At 64.5% G+C, this 22,161-nt stretch carries 16 protein-coding genes and 3 pseudogenes; 12 read left to right on the top strand and 7 right to left on the bottom strand.

Features of this window, described 5'->3' with window-relative positions; translation table 11 throughout:
- Nucleotides 1-266: transposase (locus GA0070215_RS26990; RefSeq protein ID WP_167361588.1), on the bottom strand; the 266-nt coding region annotated here is incomplete at its 3' end.
- A 376-nt stretch (nt 267-642) separates the two neighbouring features.
- Here GA0070215_RS26990 and GA0070215_RS28225 point away from each other — a divergent pair.
- The 4 genes from GA0070215_RS28225 (at nt 643) to GA0070215_RS26970 (ending at nt 2,880) form a co-directional block, all read left to right on the top strand.
- On the top strand, nt 643-999 hold the full coding sequence (locus GA0070215_RS28225; protein WP_141708260.1) for a hypothetical protein: 357 nt from the start codon (nt 643-645) through the stop codon (nt 997-999).
- Between the two features lie 97 nt (nt 1,000-1,096).
- The gene (locus GA0070215_RS26980) at nt 1,097-1,447 is read left to right on the top strand and encodes a winged helix-turn-helix transcriptional regulator (RefSeq protein WP_091051482.1); all 351 of its coding nucleotides are present in this window, start codon (nt 1,097-1,099) and stop codon (nt 1,445-1,447) included.
- A gap of 29 nt (nt 1,448-1,476) precedes the next feature.
- Nucleotides 1,477-2,193 (top strand): prepilin peptidase, encoded by a 717-nt coding sequence (locus GA0070215_RS26975; RefSeq protein ID WP_208600432.1) that lies wholly within the window; start codon nt 1,477-1,479, stop codon nt 2,191-2,193.
- 399 nt (nt 2,194-2,592) lie between these two features.
- Nucleotides 2,593-2,880, top strand: a complete 288-nt coding sequence (locus GA0070215_RS26970; protein ID WP_091051478.1) for a hypothetical protein — start codon at nt 2,593-2,595, stop codon at nt 2,878-2,880.
- Here the strand turns inward: GA0070215_RS26970 and GA0070215_RS26965 are convergent.
- From GA0070215_RS26965 to GA0070215_RS26955, 3 genes are all read right to left on the bottom strand, one after another.
- The gene (locus GA0070215_RS26965) at nt 2,877-3,698 is read right to left on the bottom strand and encodes a phospholipase D-like domain-containing protein (RefSeq protein WP_091051474.1); all 822 of its coding nucleotides are present in this window, start codon (nt 3,696-3,698) and stop codon (nt 2,877-2,879) included. The two genes, GA0070215_RS26970 and GA0070215_RS26965, sit on opposite strands and share 4 nt — an antisense overlap.
- 68 nt (nt 3,699-3,766) lie before the next feature.
- On the bottom strand, nt 3,767-5,752 hold the full coding sequence (locus GA0070215_RS26960; RefSeq protein ID WP_167361587.1) for an ATP-binding protein: 1,986 nt from the start codon (nt 5,750-5,752) through the stop codon (nt 3,767-3,769).
- The gene (locus tag GA0070215_RS26955) at nt 5,746-7,311 is read right to left on the bottom strand and encodes a DEAD/DEAH box helicase (RefSeq protein ID WP_091051468.1); all 1,566 of its coding nucleotides are present in this window, start codon (nt 7,309-7,311) and stop codon (nt 5,746-5,748) included. Before GA0070215_RS26955 ends, GA0070215_RS26960 begins: the two co-directional genes overlap by 7 nt.
- 452 nt (nt 7,312-7,763) lie before the next feature.
- Between GA0070215_RS26955 and GA0070215_RS26950 the strand changes: the two genes are divergently transcribed.
- The 5 genes from GA0070215_RS26950 (at nt 7,764) to GA0070215_RS26930 (ending at nt 16,587) form a co-directional block, all read left to right on the top strand.
- Complete coding sequence (locus GA0070215_RS26950) at nt 7,764-8,984, top strand: cysteine desulfurase family protein (protein WP_091051463.1); 1,221 nt, start codon at nt 7,764-7,766, stop codon at nt 8,982-8,984.
- Entirely contained in the window at nt 8,977-10,086 is a 1,110-nt protein-coding gene (locus GA0070215_RS26945) for a DUF4007 family protein (protein ID WP_018584452.1), read from the top strand. Before GA0070215_RS26950 ends, GA0070215_RS26945 begins: the two co-directional genes overlap by 8 nt.
- Nucleotides 10,083-13,658: a hypothetical protein gene (locus GA0070215_RS26940; RefSeq protein ID WP_091051460.1), complete on the top strand. Its 3,576-nt coding sequence runs from the start codon at nt 10,083-10,085 to the stop codon at nt 13,656-13,658. The genes GA0070215_RS26945 and GA0070215_RS26940 overlap by 4 nt, the downstream gene beginning before the upstream one ends.
- Nucleotides 13,655-14,494: a phosphoadenosine phosphosulfate reductase domain-containing protein gene (locus GA0070215_RS26935; RefSeq protein WP_091051456.1), complete on the top strand. Its 840-nt coding sequence runs from the start codon at nt 13,655-13,657 to the stop codon at nt 14,492-14,494. The genes GA0070215_RS26940 and GA0070215_RS26935 overlap by 4 nt, the downstream gene beginning before the upstream one ends.
- Before the next feature lie 590 nt (nt 14,495-15,084).
- On the top strand, nt 15,085-16,587 hold the full coding sequence (locus tag GA0070215_RS26930) for a DNA phosphorothioation-associated putative methyltransferase (RefSeq protein WP_091051453.1): 1,503 nt from the start codon (nt 15,085-15,087) through the stop codon (nt 16,585-16,587).
- Between the two features lie 77 nt (nt 16,588-16,664).
- On the opposite strand, the pseudogene GA0070215_RS28745 reads toward GA0070215_RS26930, so the two are convergent.
- Nucleotides 16,665-16,864, bottom strand: a pseudogene (locus GA0070215_RS28745) (IS5/IS1182 family transposase); the annotation flags it as partial.
- Between the two features lie 169 nt (nt 16,865-17,033).
- Here GA0070215_RS28745 and GA0070215_RS26925 point away from each other — a divergent pair.
- Nucleotides 17,034-18,272: pseudogene (locus GA0070215_RS26925) on the top strand (IS701 family transposase).
- A 411-nt stretch (nt 18,273-18,683) separates the two neighbouring features.
- On the opposite strand, the gene GA0070215_RS29940 reads toward GA0070215_RS26925, so the two are convergent.
- On the bottom strand, nt 18,684-18,983 hold the full coding sequence (locus GA0070215_RS29940; RefSeq protein ID WP_167361586.1) for a transposase: 300 nt from the start codon (nt 18,981-18,983) through the stop codon (nt 18,684-18,686).
- Between the two features lie 858 nt (nt 18,984-19,841).
- Here GA0070215_RS29940 and GA0070215_RS26915 point away from each other — a divergent pair.
- Entirely contained in the window at nt 19,842-21,257 is a 1,416-nt protein-coding gene (locus tag GA0070215_RS26915; RefSeq protein ID WP_091051446.1) for a DNA sulfur modification protein DndB, read from the top strand.
- A 262-nt stretch (nt 21,258-21,519) separates the two neighbouring features.
- Here GA0070215_RS26915 and GA0070215_RS29935 read toward each other — a convergent pair whose 3' ends face one another.
- Entirely contained in the window at nt 21,520-21,828 is a 309-nt protein-coding gene (locus tag GA0070215_RS29935; RefSeq protein ID WP_091051442.1) for a tetratricopeptide repeat protein, read from the bottom strand.
- A gap of 128 nt (nt 21,829-21,956) precedes the next feature.
- Between GA0070215_RS29935 and GA0070215_RS29930 the strand changes: the two are divergent.
- Nucleotides 21,957-22,161: pseudogene (locus tag GA0070215_RS29930) on the top strand (IS701 family transposase); the annotation flags it as partial.

Below are 22,161 nucleotides of genomic sequence, written 5' to 3'. Positions count from 1 at the left end.
AGGATCTGGTTCGCCCGCCGCAGCTCACGATTCTCCCGTTCGAGGGCCGCGATGCGTTCGGCATCGCTGCTGGTCGTGCCCGGCCGCACACCGGCGTCGACCTCGGCCTGCTTCACCCACGTCCGCAACGCCTCCGGATGGACTCCAAGCTGGTCGGCGATCCGCCGGATCACGCCGACCGCACCGGCCGGATCCCGACGGGCCTCAAAGACCAACCGGGTCGCACGCTCACGCAGCTCATCGGGGTACTTCTTCGGTGCAGGCATCGCTGGTGTTCCTCCAGGTTTCGATGTCTCCATCTAACCCGGTGCGGGACACGCTCGAACGGTGGAAGTTCGCTGTCTGTTACGGATCGTCATCTGCCGCCCTGCCTCCTGACGGTTCCTGGCCACAGCGAAGCGGGCCCACCCCGCTGTCGTGGAAGTTGCACGCACGGATGCCTGAACCCACCTCTACACCCGGCCCCTACGGTTACCGCAACGTGCTTACCTTCCGGTGATTACCGTCAGGTGCTCACATCGAGGTCACCGATAATGCGAGTCTTTCGACGCAATCCGACCAGCCGGTGTCGGATTCGCGACACTATGCCCACAGGGATCGAAGGCTTTAGAATCCTCAGAAAATCTCAAGGGAGCGCGCATTATGAGCCGCACCGCCGAGGGTCCTCAGCCCGCCGACCTCGCTGCGGAGCTCGCCCGTCGGCCCACAGCCATCGCGGCTCTCGTGACGTTGCGTGATCGCGCTACTGCCACTGTCGGCGACCTCGGTGGTGTGGACGAGGTCTCCCGCGAGGCGCTGCGGGCCGACCTGTGCTGGCTCGCGGCGACCGGACTTCTGCGGCGGGAACCGCATGGCAGCTGGGACGTGGTCGCCGCCACGGGCGCCTATCGCCTGTCCACTATGGGGAACGCTCTGGCGGACGCCCTGAATGCGCTCGCGGAGGGCTGCCGCCACCTTGCCGGCGCACCAGCTACTCAACGGCGTGACTCGATGCCTTGATGATCTCCATCTGACTCAACGTGAATTCACTGTTCACGTAGAGCAGTCGATCCCCTAGACTCGTCCTCTGGCCGACCTTGACGGGGAGGGGAGGCGGATGGACGACGACCTTCACGTCGCGCACGAAGCGATCAGGCTGTGTGCCCAGCGGTGGACCCTGGAGATCCTCACGGCACTCGGTCAACGGCCGATGCGATTCTCGGAGCTGCTGCGCGAGATCCAACCGGCACCGAGCTCCAAGTCGCTCAACGACGCCCTGCGCCGGCTGCGCGACGGCGGCCTGGTGCACCATACCGACGACGCGGGTGCCGGCACCTACTCCCTGACTGCCGCCGGCACGCACCTGCTGCCGCTGCTCTCGTCGTTCATGCGCGAGGTGCGGCGCTGGTCGGACACCTATCGCGACGGCTGTGCCCAGCCGACCGCTGCCGAGACCGGACCGGCGTAGGCCATCGCGCGCCACGACAACCGCAGACGATGAATCCTGCAGCGCTGGGGCTGGCGTTCTTCGGCGGCGCCCTTGCCGGCTTGGCGCTGCCACACGCGTACACCTGGCTGGTGACCAACTTGCCGGCTATCGCAGGCTCGCCCGAGTCTGAGACGGCCAGGATAGGCACCCCGGCATCCAGCCGTGTTCCGGCTGGGAGCGCGCTGACGTTGGTGGCCGTATCGGAGCTGTGCGGCATCGGGCTGGCTGTTACCTCTGCCGGCCTGGCCTGGCTTCTACGCGAGGCCCCTGGCGGCCTGCCCCTGCTGGCGGTCTGGCTGGTGGTGATGCACACCGGCGTGCTACTCGCCGCCATCGACGTCACGGCCCGCAGGCTGCCAACGCCCGTGATCAGCGCCGCCGCCCTGACCGTCGGCGTCGCGCTGGCCGGCCAGGCAGCGACCACGGGCCAGGCCCGAACGCTGGTCACCGCCGCGCTCGCCGCAGCTGCGCTCGGCGGCCTCTACCTGGCCTTGGTCCTCGTGGCAGGCAGCGGAATGGGCCTGGGTGACGTGCGGCTGGCCGCGCTGCTCGGCGCGGCACTGGGCGCCATCAGCTGGCCTGCGGTGCTCCTCGGCGGCCTACTGCCCTTTGTGCTCGCTGTTCCTGAAGCGCTGGCGCGCTTGGCGCTGCGCCGCACGCGCAGCATTGCCTTCGGCCCTTACCTGGTCGCTGGGGCGCTGATAGCGGTCATCGCCGAAAGTTGATCACGTGCCGGGATCAGTATCTATCGTGGGTGCGTCGCGCGTAGGTGCCAGGCCACTGTGGCCGAGGCGCCGGGCACCTGATGATCGGCCGTTCGGTGTCCTGATGCCTTGTGCTGCTTCCGCTACGCTGATGGACGTCACTCCGGCTCTTGTTCCACGACGGCGTCCGACCGGCGTACTGCCCCGGCGCGTGGAGCCGCGACCGGTGGCGAGGCGGAGCGGGATAGAGGGGTGGCGTTGGCTAGCAGGCGTTTCGAGGAGCGACGTGCCGAAAATCTTGACCGCGCCCGTCGGTTTTTCTTGCCGGATTCAGTAGCTCGCCTGCTCGCTGTCGTGCAAGAACCAAGATGTGATGGGGAGCCATCGTCTACGGAGTTCGACCTCTGCCTGGCTGCCGAGGTGGATCTCTTGCGTACTCGCCTGTACGAGATCCAAAAGCTCACCGCAGATGGCCCCGGCAAGAGCGGCGGTGTCGTAGAGGCGGAGACGACCAAGGCTGCGCGGATTCTGCTCGCTGCGGCCGAGGCGGCCGGGATGACTGCAGCAGCCGAGTTGCTGCGCTCAGCTCTCGGCCGGTGCGCGGTCATCCCGCAGCAGTCGTCGAAGCCATCCTCGGCGCCCGAGTTCCCTCAGCCGGTGCGAGTTCTCGACCCGGATACAGGCCGGCCGATCGGCCTGTGGCGTTAGCGGATCAGTCGCGTCCCACCGGGAATCCGCTGGAATCCGGGCATAAAACGCGCGATCCAAGCCGCGAGCGTTTCCCACAGCAAACCCGGATCCTCGATGGTGATGCCTCTTGCCGTGCAGAGTGCAGTCAGGCGTTGCACCGCCTTGATGGTGGACAGGTTGCTGCATTCCTGTGCGATGCGGCCGGTGAAGCCTTGTCGCAGTATCGCCCCGACGTAGGCGTTGAACGCTGGTTCGCTCTGGATACCGCTTGGAACCCCTAACGCTCGGAGTTCGGGCTGAACGAAGTCCGTGAGTTCCTTTTCGCGTTGTCCGTCGTAGACGAGCCAGAGCACTTCCGGCATCCGATAGGAAGGCAGCCAATCTGTGCGGTCCACCGGTTCGACGACGGCCTGCAGTGGTGCTGCGGGGAGCGCCGCTGCAGCCGCCAGAACGGCGTCGCGGTCCGCTTCCGTGGCCGTTGACGACGTCGCCCGCAGCACAGACATCAGCGCCACCAGGGCCGGGTCGCTCGGTGAGGTTTCGACAAGGATCTCGACGGCGCCGGGGCGGCCCCATCCGAGGCCGTTCCCAGTAACATTGGCCGAGCCCACCAGGGCGGATGACCCAGTCAAATACCCCTTGGCGTGAACGATTGGGTGCAGCGACACCGTTCCGCCGCGGGTGCTCACCAGATCGAAGATGTGTGGGTCACTCACCCCGGCGGCGACCTCATCCGGCCGCCACCGGGTGTATACCTCGAGCTCGGCGTCCTGCGGCAGCGCTGTGAGGATCGGCCTGATGCCGGCTGAGGTGATGAACGGCGCGATGATCGTCAAAGTGGTTGCGGTGGAAACGAGTTCCAGGACTCGGAATCCGCAGCGCTGAGGATCGGCGTTTGGTTGCGTCATACACCGCTCTCGCTGTCGTCTTCGGCGCTGTCGCCGAAGAGCTCGGCAGCTTTGAAGGCAGAGTCCTGCACAGTCTCGGCGAGGCGTTGACCCCACTGGTCGCGGATCTGCTTCCATGTGCCCGCGAGAGGATGTCCCTGATACTCGTTCTCACAGCGAGCGTAGGCCAGCAGAAGCCAGGTGATGGCATCGGCACTCTTGGTGAGGAGCCTCTTGGCTTCCTCTTCGCTCATCGCGGCAATGTCTTCGCCGGAGGCGCGCAAAGGATCGATGATCGCCTGATAAGCGGGGTGGGCGTTGTTCAAGCACAGCAGCTCCAGGTTCATGGCCTCGTCGGGCCGGAAGAACGCCGGGACGTGCTTCTCTGCTTGCGTCAGAATCTGGACGGTCACGCCACGCCTGTAGTTCTCGATTATTATCTTGCGGGTCTGATCGGAGACATCGTCCGCCTTGAGCTTCGTCTCGATAGCGCCGGCGGCCTTCTCAGGATCCGGATCATCCGCGAACTTCTTCTCGCCGGGCGTGGGGATGACGGTAGAGCGTGTCTTCTTGATGTTGGAGGCGACGCCCGCGATGTTCGGCGGGGCGGAGCGGCCTCGCGATGCCGCGTCTCGACCTTCTCGGCCTTCCTGGCGCAGGGAACGGACGAGAAGCAACAGCTGGTGGGCCATCCCGTATAGCTCGGCGATCTCGTGCTCTTCGTCGAAGAGGCCCTCTTCCAGGGCTTGTTCCTTCGGCAGATCGTAGGTGCGCGCGAGTTGCAGTGCCTGCGTCAGGTTGGGAACGTCCTGCTTGTTGTTCGTCACCCCGAAGATCTCGTCGAGGTCGGGGCTGTAGGAAAGCTCGACACCCCACCACCGGTCGGTGGCTTCCTCGTTCAAAGTCTGTTCGAGGACTAGCTCGCGGCCGGCGCGCACGACCGAGATCCCGGCGTTGTCGCGGGCATGGCGTCCCTGATGGGTGTCTTTACCAGGATTTCTCCCCGGTCGAGCCTCGGGCCGGGCCAGGGACAGCCGTGCGTGGACGGTGGAGCTGCCTTTGCCGTCCGCACGCGCGATCTCGAAGGTCCGAGAGTTGTGGTGGGCGGTGAAGGGCGCGGTGTCGGTGACCGGAACGTACTTTTCCTTCTCGCCGTCCGGGCCGGCCTGCTCCCAGTACTCGAGGGTGCTTTGGTCCGCCGGCAGCAGGTACAGGGGGTCGTTGGGGCGTACGTCGTGAAACTCGATGAGCCCGCCGATCATGTCTGCGTCAACAATGGCGATCTTGATGTGGCGCGGCGCGGAGTTGGCGGTCAGGAAGTTGCGGTAGATACGCCCGAGTAGGTTCTCAGCGTGCTTGAGGATGGTGCTAGCAGTGGTCCAGCGGACCTTGTCGAGCGTGGACCATCGAACGGCCGTGCCGCCGTAGAGCGGCTGCCCCATCGAGGTGTCCGCAGTGGCATGCTGCTTGAAGACGTCGAGGACCCAGTCGGGCATGGCTTCGTAGCCCGGCTGACCGGGGTGTGTCGGCCACGGGACGGTGAGCGTGGATCCCTTGTCGGAGTGCGAGAGCTTTAGCAGATCGAGATAGGTGTGGGAGGCGTTCTCCGGTTGTGATTTTTGCCAGGTCCATACATCAGTCTTCTTGCACTGCGAGACGCTGGCCTGCGGCAGGCCCATGCCGAAGCGGCCGATGCCCGATCGGTCGTTGTACTTGCCGGATCCGCCGAACGACAGGGCGAGATTGACGGCCTGATCCGTCATGCCGGTGCCGTCGTCGATGACCCAGATCTCGTCGGCGCGTTTGGTGGCGCGCCGCTTACCCTGCACCATGCGCTGCACGATGACCAGCAGGACCGTACGGGCCTGACCCCACTGGAAGGAGTTGTCGATCAGCTCGGCGAGGGCATAGTCGGTGCCCTTGTATCCGGTGTCGCGGATGGACTTGACGGTCTGTTCACCGGAGAGAAGCGGAGCTTCCTGGTGGGTGTCGGGTGTTACCACAAGTCCTCCCAGTGGGTGAAGGCGGCGGCGATGGAACCGAATGCGGGGACTGCGGGGTCGACCACGGTGACGACGACGGCCTTCCTGTTGCCGCCAGCCTTCGGGCCCCGGATGCCCCGGCCGACCATCTGGCTGTACAGCACGAGGGATCGTGTCGGGCGCGCGATCACGACGGCGCTGGTCTGCGGGGCGTCGAAGCCGGTCGTCAGCACGCCGTAGTTGACCAGGACGCGAGGGATGGGTGCCGGGCTCTTGTACATCCGGATTGCGGTGTCGCGCAGTTCGGGTGCCGTCGTTCCGTCGACAGCGTCCGCGAGGACACCGACCGCTCGCAGTGACGCTGCCAGCGAGTGCGCCAGTTGTACCGAGGCGGCGAACACGATGATGCGGCGATGTGACTCACTGACTAGCTGCAGAGTGGCGCCAAGAACCTCCTGCATGTAGTCATCCTGATCGAGGCCGATGTCATCCGGTTCGTCATCGTCGCCGCTATCTGGATCATCGTCCTCCGGCAGGTCTCCGAGGAGCCGGAATTCGGGCTCGGCGAGGTAGCCCTGACGGATCAGGTAAGCGACCGGGTTGTCCGCGCCTTCAGCGGCCGTGTCGAGCTCCACTTTCATGTGTTCGAAGAACTCGGCGAGATCCTCGTCGGACCGCCCTCCGAGGAAAGTCCGCCCCGGGGTCGCACTGAGCCCGATGATGGGGGTGACCGGTTGCCCGGCGGCGGAGAGTTGTTCGACCACCGACCGGTAGGTGCGGGCGACCGCTTGATGCGCTTCGTCGAACACGATGAGCCCCACGCGACGACCGAGGGCAGGAATGAAACCGGGGTCGCTGCGACGTGCATGGACGGTCTGCAAACTGGCCACGATGAGGCCGTCGGTGAGGTCGGTAAGGTCGGCGTCCTGACCGCCCCAGGCCGAAACGATCGGGACGGGCCGGTCGCCCAGCAGAGACCACGCCTTGTGGAACTCGCGCGCCGCTTGGTCCAGCAGCTCTCGCGTGGATGCGAACCAGAGCACCACGCGACCTTCGTTCTCGCGCAGATAGTCGGCCACCATGCTCATCGTGGTGCGGGTCTTGCCGGATCCGGTCGGCATATGCAGCAACAGCCGGGTGCGGCCCAACCGCAGCAGCTTGCGGGCGCGGACCACGGCACGGCGTTGATGCGGAAACAGCCCGTAGGCTGGCGTCGCGTGGGTCGGTGTCTGCGCCGCAGCGCTGGCGCGCACCTCGGGAAGACCAAGAAATACCGCCACGGCACTCGGATTCGCCAGAATGGCCTTGCTGTCGAGCTGATTTGGGCCTAACGACAGGCGGGCGGACAGATCGCGCCGTTGTTCATCCGGGAGCTCACCGGGCAACACACCGGCCTCGGCCAGACGACGGACCGCGCTGATGGGATCGCCGAGGCACGCAGCCGCGATCACCGCATCACTGGGTGCCTGCCGAACATGCCCGCCGTCGACGAGGCGCCCGATCGCTCGAAGGACCCGCTCGTCTACGAAGCTCGACGTCCGGCGCGACGTCCGCAACAAGTCAAAGATCGTGTATGTCATCGGTACGCTCGAGCAGCGGGGATCAGGAGTGGGAGGGTGAGCGGGGCGCCCACCCGGCGACCGGCTGTGAAGTGCCGGGCACCTGCCATCATGACAGCGGTGTGGATCATCTCGACGGCATCCTCCGCGCGGCTCGCCTCGGGTCGCTAGTCACGTGGGTTATTGGACAAGATGCCTACGACATCGATTCAGGCACTCACTCTATCGCGCCACCACGCTCGAAGGGGACCGCGGCTCACGGGGCTTCCTCGTGCAGGTGCGCCTTCCTCTGGGGGCGTCCGGGGAGCGGGGTTGAACTTCGATGCGGCGCGCGTCGCAGCCGGCCTACGGGGCGACCGAACAGAACATGCGTACGGTAATCTTGCCACCCATGATCACGGCTGGTGGCACGCGTCGCGGTTCCCCTGCAGGCCACCAGCCCATAAGGTGGGTACCGCAACGGAGGGAGAAGGATGGGTCATACCGGTGCTGATCCCCTCATTTACCTCGACTACAACGCCACTGCGCCCGTTCGTCCCGAAGCGTTGGCCGCAACCACCAAGGCGCTGACAGCAGTCGGTAACGCCTCGAGCGTGCACGCGGCGGGCCGAGACGCGGCCCTTGCGGTCGATCAGGCACGCGAGCGGGTTGCGGCGCTGTTGGCATGCTCGCCGAATGAGTTGATTTTCACCTCGGGTGCGACCGAGGCCAACAACTTGGCTCTTCGGTCGGCCGCAACGCCTGGCCAGAGCCTAGTAATCAGTGCCGTGGAGCACCCGGCGGTGACCGAAGCGGCAGTTGCGGTCGCCGACGCTGTTGGGAGCACGGTCCACACGATCGGGGTCCACCGGGACGGCACACTACGTCTCGACGAGCTGGAAGAAGCACTCGCAACTTCGCCTGCCCTGGTTTCGATCATGGCGGCAAACAACGAGACGGGCGTCCTGAGTGATCTCGACCTAGTGGTGAAAATCGCGCACGAAGCCGGAGCGTTGGTGCACTCGGACGCGACGCAACTCGTTGGTCGGCTACCGATCGATCTCCGCAGGCTGCAGCTTGACCTGCTGTCCATGTCCGGGCACAAATTCGGTGCTCCGCAAGGGGTGGGAGCACTGTTCGCGCGGCGCGGCACGGTCCCGGCGATCCGGCCGCTGGCGCACGGCGGCGGTCATGAGCGCGGACGGAGGCCGGGAACCCTGAATGTGCCCGGCATCGTCGGCCTAGGTGCCGCTGCTGAAGCTGCCGCCCGTTGCCTCGATCAAGAGGCCTCGCGTATCCGGTTGCTGCGGGACCGCTTCGAGACCGCTGTCATGACCGCCCTACCCGGCACCCGCCGCAACGGTCATCCCGACCGGCGGCTACCCGGCGTATCGAGTCTGACCTTCGACGGCCTGCCGGCCGACGCGATGCTCGCCGCCATGCCCGCCATAGCCGCGTCCGAGGGCAGCGCCTGCGCGGCCGGCGCTATGGAGCCGAGCCGAGTCCTGCTGGCCATGGGCCTGAGCCGGGATGAAGCCGAATGTGCTATCCGCTTCTCTCTGGGCTACGCCACTACCGCCGATGACATTGATAGCGCCATTCGCCACGTGATCGACGCTGAGCGCCGGGTTCACGCTGCCCTGTACCCAAACACCACCACGTCTGCCTCTGGAACCGCCCAGGGGCAGGAAGGACCGCGGAGACACGATGCTTGAAACCAAGCTCAAGGACGTCGCCGAGCCGTCGTTCTCCCGCCATGAGACCTTCCACCCCCGGTTCGGCTGGTTGCATAAGGCGTACAGCGCCTTGACTGACCCCAACATCGGCAGTGACGTGTTTCTGCGCGAGAACGCGACGGTGACACTCGGCGTGGGTAAGAACATGGTCAATGCAATCCGGTTTTGGTCGTACGCCTTCAAACTCACCATCGAGTACCCAAAGGACCCCACGTCTCGGGCGAACGTCGCCTCACCGACCTGGGAGGCGAAATGGCTGCTCGACGAGAACGGCGCCGACCCCTACCTTGAGGACACTGCGAGTCTGTGGCTGCTGCACTGGTGGCTACTGGCAAAACCCTGCCACACTCCCACCTGGTGGGTGGCCTTCCACGCCCAGTCGACGTCCCGATTCACCACAAGCGAGCTCACCGAGACCACGCTGCGACACGTACGGTTGGCTGGCTGGGAGCCCCCGGTAGAGGCATCCGTAACCAAGGACGCGGACTGCCTCACGAAGATGTACGCACGCCGGCGTGAACCCACCGCGGGTTCGGGCGGAAGTTTCGAGGACCTGCTCGATTCCCCCTTCCGGGAACTCGGGCTACTGGAGCCCACCGGGTTCGGCCGCAACAACGCAGCGAGCCGCTGGCACTTCACCAGCAACGCCCGCACCTCACTGCCGCCGGCCCTGGTCGCCTACGCATGCCTGGACTACGCGGCACGCAGCGAGCCTCTGCAGAGTGGTTCCATCGCCCTGGCCCGTCTCACCAATGAGCCGGGTGGCCCAGGGCGCGCCTTCCGGCTCAGAGAGCCGGAAATCGCGCATGCCCTGGAGGAGGTCGCCGGCGAGTACCCGCAGATGGCCCTGGTGGAGGGCATCGGACAACGCAGCCTCCGGTTCGAGGGCAATCCCAAGGACCTGGCCTGGGACGTGCTGGACGGCTACTACGGCAACGTTCGCACCCGCGCAAGCCTCCCAGATCGGGAAGCTTGGTACGCCACGCAACCACCCGGGATGCTGCGAGAGATGCGGCGACGTGGCCGCACCGACCTGCTCGACCAGCCGACTCTCGATCGACTCGCAGGAGCCCTGGTATGACCGCCAATGGTGCACCGTCGGGCATCAGCCCACAGACGCCGGCCGGGATCAACATCGTCAGCAGCCGACTGCGGTCGACGAACATCGAACGCGACGTCCGCGACGAGCATCTCGGCCCGGTGCACATTGGCATCCGGGCACAGGACATGCTGGAACGAGTCACGGCCGCCCTGGAGGACCAAGCAAACACCCGCGCCTGGTCCCTGACGGGGCCCTACGGCTCAGGCAAGTCGACACTGGCTCTGGTCGTCGTGTCGCTGCTCGGCCGTGCGGGGAACCGCCGGATGGAGGCCGAAGAGGTACTCGCCGAGACGAGTCCGATCCTGGCCCGCCGGTTGGCAGCAGCTCGTGACCGCACCGCGCCCAACGGATTCATCACCTGCGTCGCCACGGCACGACGAGAGCCTCTGCTCGACAGCATCACGCGAGCGCTGCTCGATGGTGCCGCCCGCGCCTGGCCTGACAACCACATGCCCACACCCGTGCAGGAAGCGCTCGCGCCCCTCAATGCTCCGGGTTTCAGCAATCAGGAGCTCGTGTCCGCCGTAAAGGTTCTCTGCGAGCAGGCACCGGTCATGCTGGTCATTGACGAGTTCGGCAAGTCGCTAGAGCACCTCGCCTCCCATGGTGAGTTCAGCGATGCCGGTAGCGACGTGTTCCTGTTGCAGGAACTCGCTGAGCTCGGTGCAGGCTCCCGCGGCGTGCCGCTCTACCTCCTTACGCTGCAGCACCTGTCTTTCGCCGACTACGCCTCCCGCGCGAGCACGCTGCAGAGCCGGGAGTGGGCGAAGGTTCAGGGCCGGTTCGAGGACATCCTCATGACGATCCACCTCGGCGACACCGTCGAGCTGATCCGCCGAACCCTCGACCACAACGGCGTGTCGCCCAAGGGACGCAAGCTCATAGCCCAGCATGCCGCCGCGTCCGCTCAGGCCTGGACCGAACGCGGTCTCGAAGGCATCCTCGCCGCAGGTCACGACACGTTCACCCACGTGTACCCCCTGCACCCGTTGACCACGGTGGTCGCGCCGCTGCTGGCCGCGCAGATCGGGCAGCACGATCGCAGCATGACCGGGTTCATCGCGAACGACGAACCTCACACAGTGCGACGCTTCCTGCAGAGCTACGCATCGAATCGCCCCTCCTCAGCGTCCACCGTCCGCATCGCAGACGCCTTTGACTACTTCTTCACCGCTGGCCGCACCACCATCCTGGCCTCGGCCAATGCGAGCCGGTGGATGGAGATTGACAACCGCATCGCCGAGGCCAACGGGCTCCCTGAGCAAGACCAGGTCATCCTCAAGACCATTGGCATGCTCAACCTCGTCGACGCCTCTGGCGCCCTGCGCGCCAGCATGGACACCGTCTTGTTCGCCTTGAGCGACCCCATCACGCTCAACGACCCCACGGCCCGACAACTGCTGGCCGACCAAGTCACCAGCCTCGTCGACCGCGGCTTCCTGGTGTACCGACAGTTCAGCGACGAGTACCGGGTATGGCGGGGCAGTGACGTCGATCTCACGAGCCACATCGAGCAGCTGATCAACGCCTGCGACGATCACGCCGCAGTCAAGGTCATCTCGACCTACCTGCCAACCGCCGTCGTGGCGGGCAAGCACAGCCAACGCACCGGTATGCTGCGCCACTTCGTCACCAAGGCCACCGACGCAGGCTCGCCCGAGCTCATCGGGCCGTCCGCCGCTGACGCCGAAGACGGACTCCTGCTGTTCCACTTCGGGGACGAATACACCATCCCCACGGTTCGAACCGACCGCCCTGTCATCGCCGGCGTGACCGCCCACGCGGAGAAAGTACTCAGTACCGCCCGCTACCTGCACGCTCTCCACGAGCTACCGGCCAACGTCGAACTCGACGCCGTGGCCAGTACCGAGGTCAGCGAACGTATCGCGCAGGCCAGCGCCGAACTGGCCACCCGGGTCGCAGAAGCCTTCCTGCCAAGCCAGCTAGCCCCCACCTGGTACCTGCTGCCGGCTAGGGCCGGGGCCGCCGTCTTCACAGCTGACGCCGAGACCATCAAGGGCCGAAGCCTCGCAGAGCTCGTCTCCAAGGCGTGCGAGAGCGTGTTCCCCCACGCTCCGCACATCCGTAACGAAATGCTGGGCCGGCATAAGCTGACCAGCCAAGCAGCCAAGGCACGCCGTGAGCTGATCATCGCCATGATCACGGCACCCTCCCATCAGTACCTTGGCATCGAGGGCTACGGGCCGGAACGCGCGATGTACAGCGGAGTCCTGGAATACCTCCAGCTGCACCGCCCCACCGATCAGCGCACCGACGACGACACGGAGCTGCTTCCATTCGGCTTCTGCGAACCGGAGCCCGGCAACTCGCTATACCCGGCCTGGACCGCCATGCAGCAGCAGATGCAGGCAGCCACCGCACAGCCGCTGAGGCTCGACGCCGTCTATGAGCTGCTCGAAGCGCCTCCTTTCGGGATACGGCCAGGCGTCATCCCGGTCATCGTGCTGACCGCGCTCATCATCGGGAGCCAAGAACTCGCCCTCTTCGAGGAGGGCACCTACCAGACACGACTAACCGCTGCCCTGGCTGAGCGCATGATCAAGAGCCCGGAGCGGTTCGCGGTCAAAGCGATGGGCGTTCAAGCAGGTCCGCGCAAGACCGCAGTAACCGAGATCGCCCAGGTGATCGGTGCGCGGATGCCGGCAGCACCACCGATCACCGTCCGCAACGTCGCGCCTCTGACGCTCACGCGTGAGTTGCTCGACCGTGCCCGGAGCCTGTCCGCGTACGCCGATCACACCCAACAACTCCCCAAGCAGGCACGGGCCGTACGTCAAGCGCTCAAGACCGCTCGCGAACCCGACACGCTCCTGTTCACCGACCTGCCGTCCGCCCTCGACCTCGAGCCGATCCCAGCGAGCGGTGAGATCGACGAGCAAATCACGCGCCGGTACGCCGAGTCGCTGAGCAAGGCGCTTACCGAACTCGGCCGGGCGGACGAACGTCTCCGCACACAGGTTGTCAAGGCCATCGCCGAGGCGTTCCACATGCCCACCGATCTCGGCAAGCTACGGCAGCGCCTTGCGGTCTACACCCGACACCTCGCCGATGTGAACCTGGTCGAGGCGAAACTCCGTGGTGTCATCACTCTCGCTCAAGAGACGACACTCAGCGATGACGAATGGCTCGACCCGTTCGTCGTCCGGATCGTTGGCCGCGGGCTCTCCGACTGGCGTGACGGTGACATCAGCACCTTCACCAACGAGGTCCGGGCAGCCGCTCGCGCTATCGAGCGGCTGGCTAACCTGCACCAGCCCACGACGGCCGAACCGACCGACGCTACCTTCGTCTCCCAGGCGATCACCGTTACCCAGGCCGACGGACACGAGCTCCACACCGTCGTCCACCTCTCCAACGACGAACGCGCCAGCGCGCAGGCCCTGCTGCCTGAGGTGATCGCCCTAGCTCGCAGGAAGATCAGCGAGAACGGCGAGCGGGCCCTGCTCGCCCTGCTGGCCGAAAGTGTCATAGTCGAGCGGGACGCTGGCAGCGACGACGCACCATCCACGCGAAAGAAGTCGACCCGATGACTGCACCCCGGCAACGTACGCCCGGCGAGACCCGCCATGTCCTCGGCATCTCGGGAGGTAAAGACTCCTCCGCCCTCGCGATCTACATGCGCGCCAAGGTGCCGCAGATGGAGTACTTCTTCTGCGACACCGGCGCCGAACTACCCGAGACGTACGACTACCTCAACCGGCTCGAAGCGGCCCTCGGCAAGCAGATCGTCCGACTGAACGCCACCCGCGACTTCGACCACTGGCTGCAGGTCTACCAGGGCACCCTTCCGAGCGCCTCCATGCGGTGGTGCACCAAGAACCTCAAGATCAAGCCGCTAGAGGAATGGCTAGGCGACAGCCCAGCCATCTCGTACGTCGCCATCCGCGCCGACGAGAACCGCCTCGGCTACGTCAGCACCAAGCCCAACATCAAGGCTGTATTCCCGTTCCGGGAAGACGGCATCGACCGTGACGGAGTCAACCGGATCTTGGAGGAGTCCGGAATCGGCCTGCCGGCCTACTACGAGTGGCGCACCCGTTCCGGCTGCTACTTCTGCTTCTTCCAGCGCAAACACGAATGGGTCGGCCTCGCCGACCGACACCCAGAGCTGTTCGAACGCGCGGTGGAATATGAGGACAAGGTCAACTACCAAGCCACAGCGATGCGCGGCCGTCAGTACACGTGGTCGCAGGGTGAGTCGCTGCGCGACCTTCTCGAACGGCGCGATGCGATCGAAGAGCGGCATGCCGCCGCTCTTGCTCGCGCGGCAGCCAAGCCCCGTTCCAATCTGCCCCTCATCGAGGTGCTCACCGATGCCCTTGACGAGGAGAATGACGAGGCGGGCTGCGCTGTCTGTCACCTATAAGCGTCGGCCTCCACTGGCACCGTCAGGAACAGTACGTCCGGGTCACGTGCCAACCTGTTGTACGGCTGGTGCCACCAGGCCCTGGCCGCTGCCGTGTCCGTAAATGATCCGACGGCAGCCCCACGCCGACTTTCGGCATTTACGATAAGCGCCATAACCCTGCCATCCCCCGCAGGCTCCGCCGTACCAAAGAGCGCGGACACCAGCTTCGGTGGCAGATGGACTAGGAGATCTGGGTTGCGGAAGGTGCCGGTCGACCGTTGAACGTCCGAGGGCGGGATCGTGGCTGCAACGAATTCAGCTTCTCCGCCATCGGAGTGCTTGACCAGGAAGTAGACGTGGCCTGCGTCAGTTGTACGTGCTTTCAGAATCACTTTATCTCCAGTGGACTAGCCCTCTCGTTGAACAGTGACCGCCGAAAATGCGATTCAGTCAAGTCGGCGTTACTGATGATGGATGTGGAACTAGCGCTAGATGAGCGTACTGAGTCCTACGGGTAGCGTGGCAGGATCAGTGGAACAGGGGGCGCGAGCTTCCTGCTGCGTGTACTCTTCGGGTCCTCGGCTATTGAACCGGCAGAATCGTGAGCTATGGACAGCGCCCAGGTGATTCCCCGCCACCAGACAGCGATCTCCCGTCAGCAGCTGTCCAAACCCATCGCGCTGGCAGTCGCCGATGGCATCCTGAGCGCTAACTCCACGCTGTTCGACTATGGCTGCGGGCGCGGAGGAGACGTCACACGCCTCCAGGCCATGGGCTACGCCGCCCACGGCTGGGACCCGGGACACAGCCCCAACGCCGAACGGCGCGCGGCGGACGTGGTCAACCTCGGGTACGTCATCAACGTCATCGAAGACCCCACCGAACGGGCTCGAACGTTGGCATCAGCATGGGCTCTGGCTCGGCAGGTACTCATCGTCGCAGCCCGACCCGACTGGGAAGCACGAACCGTCACTGGCCACCATCACGGCGACGGGATCATCACCAAGCGCGGCACCTTCCAGAAGTTCTACAACCAAGAAGAGCTGCGCAACTGGATCAACGTTCAGCTGCACACCGACTGCATCGCCGCCGCACCTGGCGTCTTCTACGTCTTCCGCCAGGATGCTGACGCCCAAACCTTTCTCGCATCGCGCACTCGGCACCGCCTCCTACCCACGAGCCGGCCACGACGCCGGCAAGCCCTCTACGACGCTCACCGGGAAGACCTGGACGCGTTAGCGGCCTTCATCACGGCCCGTGGCCGGCTCCCCGCCCCAGAGGAAGCCCCTGGAACAGCGGATCGGCTCCTGCGCGTCTTCCCTTCACTAAGACAGGCGGCAGCGACGTTACGCAACATAACCGGTCACCAAGACTGGGACAAAGACCTCGAACAAGCCCGAAATCAAGCGGAACACGATCTCTTGGTCTACCTCGCACTTTCCTCTTTCAGGGGACGGCCTAAGGCGTCCGAACTTCCCAAAGGCATAGCACTTGACGTGCGGATGCTATTCGGGTCCTATCGGAAGGCCTGCTCCAAGGCGGATGCGCTGTTACATGGCATCGCGGACCAGAGACATTTAAACAATGCCTGCAGCGCCTCCAAGATCGGAAAGCTAACGGCCGACGCCCTGTATGTGCACGTCACGGCAGTCCAAGCGCTTGATCCACTCCTCCGCGTTTACGAGGGATGCGCGCGAGCGCTCACCGGATCAGTGGCAGAGTGCACAATTGTCAAGTTCTCACGGATGATGACCAAGGTTTCCTATCTCTCGTACCCGGACTTCGACACTACGCCACATCCTGCACTGACGGCGTCTTTACGAGCAGACCTAAGGATGCTGAACGTCAAATTAACCGATTTTCGGAGATCGACCAACCCGCCTATATTACATCGCAAAGAGACGTTTGTTCCCCTCGATTACCTCGGCCGCGACAAATTCGTGCGACTAACGAAGCAGGAGGAGCGCGCCGGCCTGCTGCTCGAGTCCGCGACCATTGGGACCCGCGCCGGCTGGGAGCAACGGCTACAAGACCGGGGCTACCGGCTGGACGGGCATCGCCTCATCCGTACCGCGACAGCGACGGCTCCTGCTTCTTTGCGTAGCAAGTAGCGGTGCTTAATACCTGCTTCGCGAAGACTCGCCAGGCCACTCGGGGCGCGAGCTGCCCTTTAGGCCTGTCCTGTCGATCATGGAAGCCAGGTGATGGCGGCGATGAGGACCAGACGGGACTGGTAGAGGGATGCGCGTTTGGCGTAGCGGGTGGCCAGGTCACGCCAGTGCTTGAGTCGGTCGAGCAGCGCTCCACGACGATGCGGACCTTGTAGATCACTCGATCGAAGGCGGGCGGTCGCCCGCCGGCGCTGCCTTGAACAGCCCGGCGGGCGACCTAGTACTCCAGCAGGAGATCGTTTCTGACCTGCTGTGACAGTGTGGTTTTGTCCGTGGTCGTGGAGCAGCCACCGCTGAGTCTCGCGGTTGTGTGGACCAAAGATACGGCGGTGGCTGCCGCCTACAGAGTAGACGCCCAGCGATGGTTGGGGCTGTTCGACGAGCTGATGGACGTGGTCGGGTCGCGTTTCGGGCGGCCTGAGCCGCGTCGGCGGGTGCGGGACTTCATGGTCGGGCTGCTGGCGCCGCTGCCGACGAAGAACTGTTGGACGATCGCGGAGCACGCTGGTGACGACGGGCCGGGTGGGATGCAGGACCTGATCGGTCGGGCCCGCTGGGACGACGCGCAGGTCAGGACTGATGTGCGGGATTTCGTCGCGGTCAAGCTCGGGCATCCGGACGGTGTACTGCTGATCGACGAGACCGGGGATCTGAAGAAGGGCGTGCACACCGTCGGGGTGCAGCGGCAGTACTCCGGCACTGCCGGGAAGATTGAGAACTGTCAGCTCGCGGTGCACCTGTCGTATGCCTCACCGGCCGGGCACACCCTGCTCGATGTCGCTCTCTACCTGCCGAAGTCCTGGACCGACGACCCTGCGCGACGGGTGGAGGCAGGGGTGCCCGACACGATCGGGTTCGCCACGAAGCCGCAGCTGGCACGACGGCTGATCGACACCGCCCTCGCGGGTGGGCTGCCGTGTCGGTGGGTTGCCGGTGACGAGGCCTACGGCGGTGACCCGCACCTGGCCGCGGCCCTGCGCGGTCACGAACTGGGGTACGTCCTCGCGGTCGCCTGCTCGCACCGGGTCCCGACCGGGCTGGGTATCCAGCGAGCGGACCAGATCGCCGCCGACCTACCGACCCGGGCGTGGCAGCGGATCTCCGCAGGCCAAGGGGCAAAAGGCCACCGCTACTACGACTGGGCGTTCGTCACCCTGCCCCTGGCCACCGACGAGCACGACGGTCACCACTGGCTCCTTCTGCGCCGCAACCGCACCACCGGCGAGTTGGCGTTCTACCGCTGCTGGTCACCGCAGCTCGTGCCGCTGCACCACCTGGTCGCCGTCGCCGGCCGACGGTGGAGCATCGAGGAATCGTTCCAAGCCACCAAAACCGGCCTCGGACTGGACCAGCACCAACACCGCCGCTGGCGGGCCTGGCACCGGTGAACCACCCTCGTCATCGCCGCCCACGCGTTCCTCGCCGCCGCCGCAGCAGGGGCCACCACCAGCCCGGACGGCTTGATCCCGATCACCGTCAACGAACTCCGGCGACTGTTCCACGCCCTGATCATCGAACCCACCCGACGCGTCGGCGACGTCATCGCCTGGTCCATCTTCCGACGGCGTCATCAAGCCGACGCCAAGATCAGCCACTACGCCCGACAAGCCCTCACCGAGCCCTGAAACGGATCTCCTGCTGGAGTACTAGTCCGAATGTTCCGGGATGACGTGCCGGATTCCGCGTTGACGCAGTGACCGGCGGGTGGAGTCGTGGGCGTGGCCCCTGTTCGCGATCAGCACGTCGGGACACTTGCGGGGACGGTCAGTCCGGGCTCGTTTACCCGGATCGCGTCGAGCAGCGCGAGGAGCTACGGGTTATCACCGACTGGCCCGGAGTGAGCAGGATCGACAGCACTCGGCCCCACCCGTCGACGGCCAGGTGGGTCTTCGTGCTCAGCCCGCTGCGGGATCGGCCGATGGCCTCGCCATCGTGCGCACCAGGCGTCGCCGGACTTGCCTGGAGGCCGCCCTCTTGCGGGCGCCAGCAGCATGCTGGTGCGCCCGCACGATCGACGAGTCGATGCTGATCGTCCACTACACCGGTGGGCCATCGTCATGCACTTCTCCGCCTCCAGGATCCGATCCGACGGTCCCGTCCGCCATCCACCGACGCAAGTGCTCGCGGCAGGACTTCCGCAGCCCGAAGCGTTCTGGCAGCTCACGCCACGGCACACCCGTACGCAGCTTCCAGAGGATCCCGTTGATGACCTGCCCGGTGATCCCGCCACCGCCCCCTCGAACCGCCCGGCTCGGGAAGCAGAGGCGCGATCGCCGCCACGCGCTATTAGTCAGTTCACCACGAGCACCACCGGCACATCGTCTACCACCAACCACGGGCCGGGGCCCCAAGGGCCGGTCTACTCAAAAAAGGCGGGCAGCAATAAACGACTCGAAGGCCCCGAAAGCCGCAGTTGGCGTCCAGACCCTGAGTTCACCACTCGAGGGCTGAAAGTGTCGGAATCCTGCTCTAGGCTGCCTCCGTCAACCCGCATCGTCTACGGGCGGGCTGAAGGACCTGTCGCCTAGCAGCGGGGTGATGTCGATCTCATGTCGATCAACAGACGAGCGGCACTACGGATGGCAGACGAGCGCTTCGACCGCCTCGTCGCCCGGTATCGAGACGACCCAAGCCCCGCACTTCGCGTTGAGTGGGGCCTACTCCGCCTTCTCGACGAGCGCTATTGTCAAACCCTCGAGGATGATCTTGCAGGCGCGGCGGATCGTTGGGAAGTAATGCGGGCAGTGCCTGAACTTCACCAAAGCATCCCCGACATGCCTGGACTTTATATGTTCGTTTGGCGTCCGCCATTTCAATTCCATCTCGCACCTGAGTTATCCCAGCCGGGAACTGTATCTCAAATCCTCTACGTCGGCCAGGCGGGCGGTGGGGCCGGCAGCGAAAACACCTTACGCGGACGTTACCGAGAGTATCAGCAGTACTTGGAATCAGAACCTGCAAAGGTATGGGCAGAGCCGGCCGGCAACACGCGGAAGGAGGTCTTAGCGCGCTATCTGGCTCTCCGGCCGCTAGAGTACTGGTGGACCATCGTCAAAAACCGGACTGAAATCGCGGGCTTGGAAGACAGATTGATTAAGCTACTGAACCCGCCCGGCAATTTGAACCGTGGACCGATACTGCGGCCTCGGACACCGCAACCGGCGCTTCGACAGTAAAATTAAGGGGAAGCAACCATGCCGTCCAAGACTTTCGTACCCGCATTCAAAGCTCATGTAGGTGACTGGGAATACTACCTGTGTCTCATGAGCTACGCGCAAGTTGCCCGGGAGATCAACTTTGCTTATGAGCTTGGCGGCAACAAAGATCTAGCGACCATGATCCAGCGAGGGGTGGGCGACCGCACCGAGGCAATAACGCAATACCTGCTCACCAATGAGCATCGGTTCCTCGGCTCCTTGATTGTCGCTGCTTGGGGAGGGCACCCGGAATACATCGCGCTGACGATGGATGACAACGCAGAGCAGAACATGCTTGCGGGAGTCGACAGAGAGTTCGGTGTCCTGACCTTCGACGGCACCCACCAGTTTTTCGCGCTTGATGGACAGCATCGACTCAAGGCGATTAAGGATGCGGTGAAGCGCGACCCCGAGCTTGGCAGCGAGGACATCGGGGTAATCGTTGTCCCTCACTTCAACTCAGAAGAGGGCCGCCGCCGGACGCGCCGCTTGTTTACAAACATCAACCGAAACGCGGTCAAGACCAGCACCCAGGAGAACATTGCCCTCGATGAAGACGATAGCTTCGCTATCCTTACCCGACGGTTCCTAGATGACCACCCGTTTCTCTCCCAGCCTAATGTAGTCCAGGTCTTCAGCAAGCAGGGCAGTGATGGCGAGGTGAAGTTGGCAAATCGGAACGTAAACGTCAGCCAATCCGCATGGACGACAATCGGCATCCTTTACGATCTTCTGAAAGAAATGGGGTTCGACCTCGATGGCAGCATTCAGAAACTTTCGAAGCGAGCGACTGACGAAGTCCTCGATGAAAGCTATGAGATCCTTGTTGAGCGTCTGAACCAGCTCTTCATTGCATGCGGCGACCTACGTGCCAGGTACGAAAAGACGGGTTCCCCGCGGGAACTTCGAGCGCCTAAGGATCACGACGGGAACGGGCACCCTTTCATGCGCCCCGTCGTGCAGCTAGCCGTGGCACGTGCCCTTCGCCACGTGGTCAGTCAAGGGCTGCTCGACTGGGACTCGGCCATCAATCGCCTCTCATCCCTTGATTGGCGACTCGTTGCCACACCTTTCGCTACGGTCTGGCAATCCGGGGAGGCCGGCAGACGGGGCAGGATGATTACAGGAAAAGAGCATGTGAACCTCCTTCAAGAGCTTCTCACTGCCCACATCGCCCCAGCAAACAAGGCACAGATCGAGCGCGCATTGAAGAGCTACAAGGTTCTCCGGGGCATTCGGTACCCCATCTCGGTGGAGGAGCTCGCGAAGGGGATCGTCACGAGTACGGCCTCGGTCTTTATCCCTAAGCCGGCTCACGCTCCCGCCCCGGCCGTCTCCAATGATGTCGATATTGACGTCGAAGACGACGAGGAGGAACAGGAACCTGCGGCGAACAGCTCGACGCAATCCTGACTCCGCGACTGGCCTGCTCACTGCCCAATCCAGGACACTCATTTAACTGCCAACAGGCTTTGCTCTGGCTACGTAGAAGAGCGCCAAGCAATTGAGCGATTTTGGATATCTGAACCGCACCGTCCGTGAGTGATCTTAGTGCCGACTCATGTGGTGGCGAGAACGCGGTTGACTGCCGCCAGGTTGCGATGCGTTCTGGCAGGACGAGACGTTGCGCCGGGGTGCTCATTGGGCACCTCGGCCATTTCTTGGTGCGGCATCGTCAAGCTTGCCTGGGTCGGTATTGCTGACGCAGGATGGGCAGGGCCTCGCGGATCGCGAGGGTATCAGGGTGGTCTAGACCGAGCGTCCGCTCACACCCGGCGAGAGTTTCGTCGAATATGGCGAAGGCCTTCTCAGCGAAGCCGTCTCGTAAATACAAGGCGGCTAGGTGAGTAGCAGTGACTAGGGTGTCGGGGTGATCGTGGCCGAGGATGCGTTTAGCATCTATCAGAACGGCCGCTAGCAGAGTAATTGCGCGAGCGGTATCACCGACGTCTGCGTAGGCTGCCGCTAGTACGGCAGCCGCCATTGGCGGTCTGACCTGGTGGGATGCGGTGGGGTGATGCGACGTGGACGCAGCCGCCTGTTGATCATGTGTTTGTGAGGACGACAAGATCGAAGGCGGCTGCTGCTGCCAGGGTAACGGCTGGCCGGGCGGTGCGGGCACGGGGCGAGTTGTTGGAGCGGGTGCGGTCGTGCTTCGTCCAGACGCGGACGTGGCAGCACGCGGGCCGGTACGTGTCGGCGCTGGTGAGCAGGTTGCCCAAGCGCAACGGGTGGAGCATCGCCGAGTACGTCGGGGACGTCACGCCGGACCGGACCCAGCGGTTGTTGAACCGTGCGGTGTGGGACACCGAGGGTG

It is taken from the genome of Micromonospora marina (assembly GCF_900091565.1).
GTDB lineage: Bacteria > Actinomycetota > Actinomycetes > Mycobacteriales > Micromonosporaceae > Micromonospora > Micromonospora marina.
Note: the sequence above shows the minus strand (reverse complement) of the source record. Positions and strands in the feature narration are given on the sequence as shown.

Coding starts and splice junctions, on each gene's coding strand:
- GA0070215_RS28225 (WP_141708260.1), top strand. CDS start 643: ATGAGCCGCACCGCCGAGGGTCCTCAGCCCGCCGACCTCGCTGCGGAG.
- GA0070215_RS26980 (WP_091051482.1), top strand. CDS start 1,097: ATGGACGACGACCTTCACGTCGCGCACGAAGCGATCAGGCTGTGTGCC.
- GA0070215_RS26975 (WP_208600432.1), top strand. CDS start 1,477: ATGAATCCTGCAGCGCTGGGGCTGGCGTTCTTCGGCGGCGCCCTTGCC.
- GA0070215_RS26955 (WP_091051468.1), bottom strand. CDS start 7,311: ATGACATACACGATCTTTGACTTGTTGCGGACGTCGCGCCGGACGTCG.
- GA0070215_RS26950 (WP_091051463.1), top strand. CDS start 7,764: ATGGGTCATACCGGTGCTGATCCCCTCATTTACCTCGACTACAACGCC.
- GA0070215_RS26945 (WP_018584452.1), top strand. CDS start 8,977: ATGCTTGAAACCAAGCTCAAGGACGTCGCCGAGCCGTCGTTCTCCCGC.
- GA0070215_RS26940 (WP_091051460.1), top strand. CDS start 10,083: ATGACCGCCAATGGTGCACCGTCGGGCATCAGCCCACAGACGCCGGCC.
- GA0070215_RS26935 (WP_091051456.1), top strand. CDS start 13,655: ATGACTGCACCCCGGCAACGTACGCCCGGCGAGACCCGCCATGTCCTC.
- GA0070215_RS26930 (WP_091051453.1), top strand. CDS start 15,085: ATGGACAGCGCCCAGGTGATTCCCCGCCACCAGACAGCGATCTCCCGT.
- GA0070215_RS26915 (WP_091051446.1), top strand. CDS start 19,842: ATGCCGTCCAAGACTTTCGTACCCGCATTCAAAGCTCATGTAGGTGAC.
- GA0070215_RS29935 (WP_091051442.1), bottom strand. CDS start 21,828: ATGGCGGCTGCCGTACTAGCGGCAGCCTACGCAGACGTCGGTGATACC.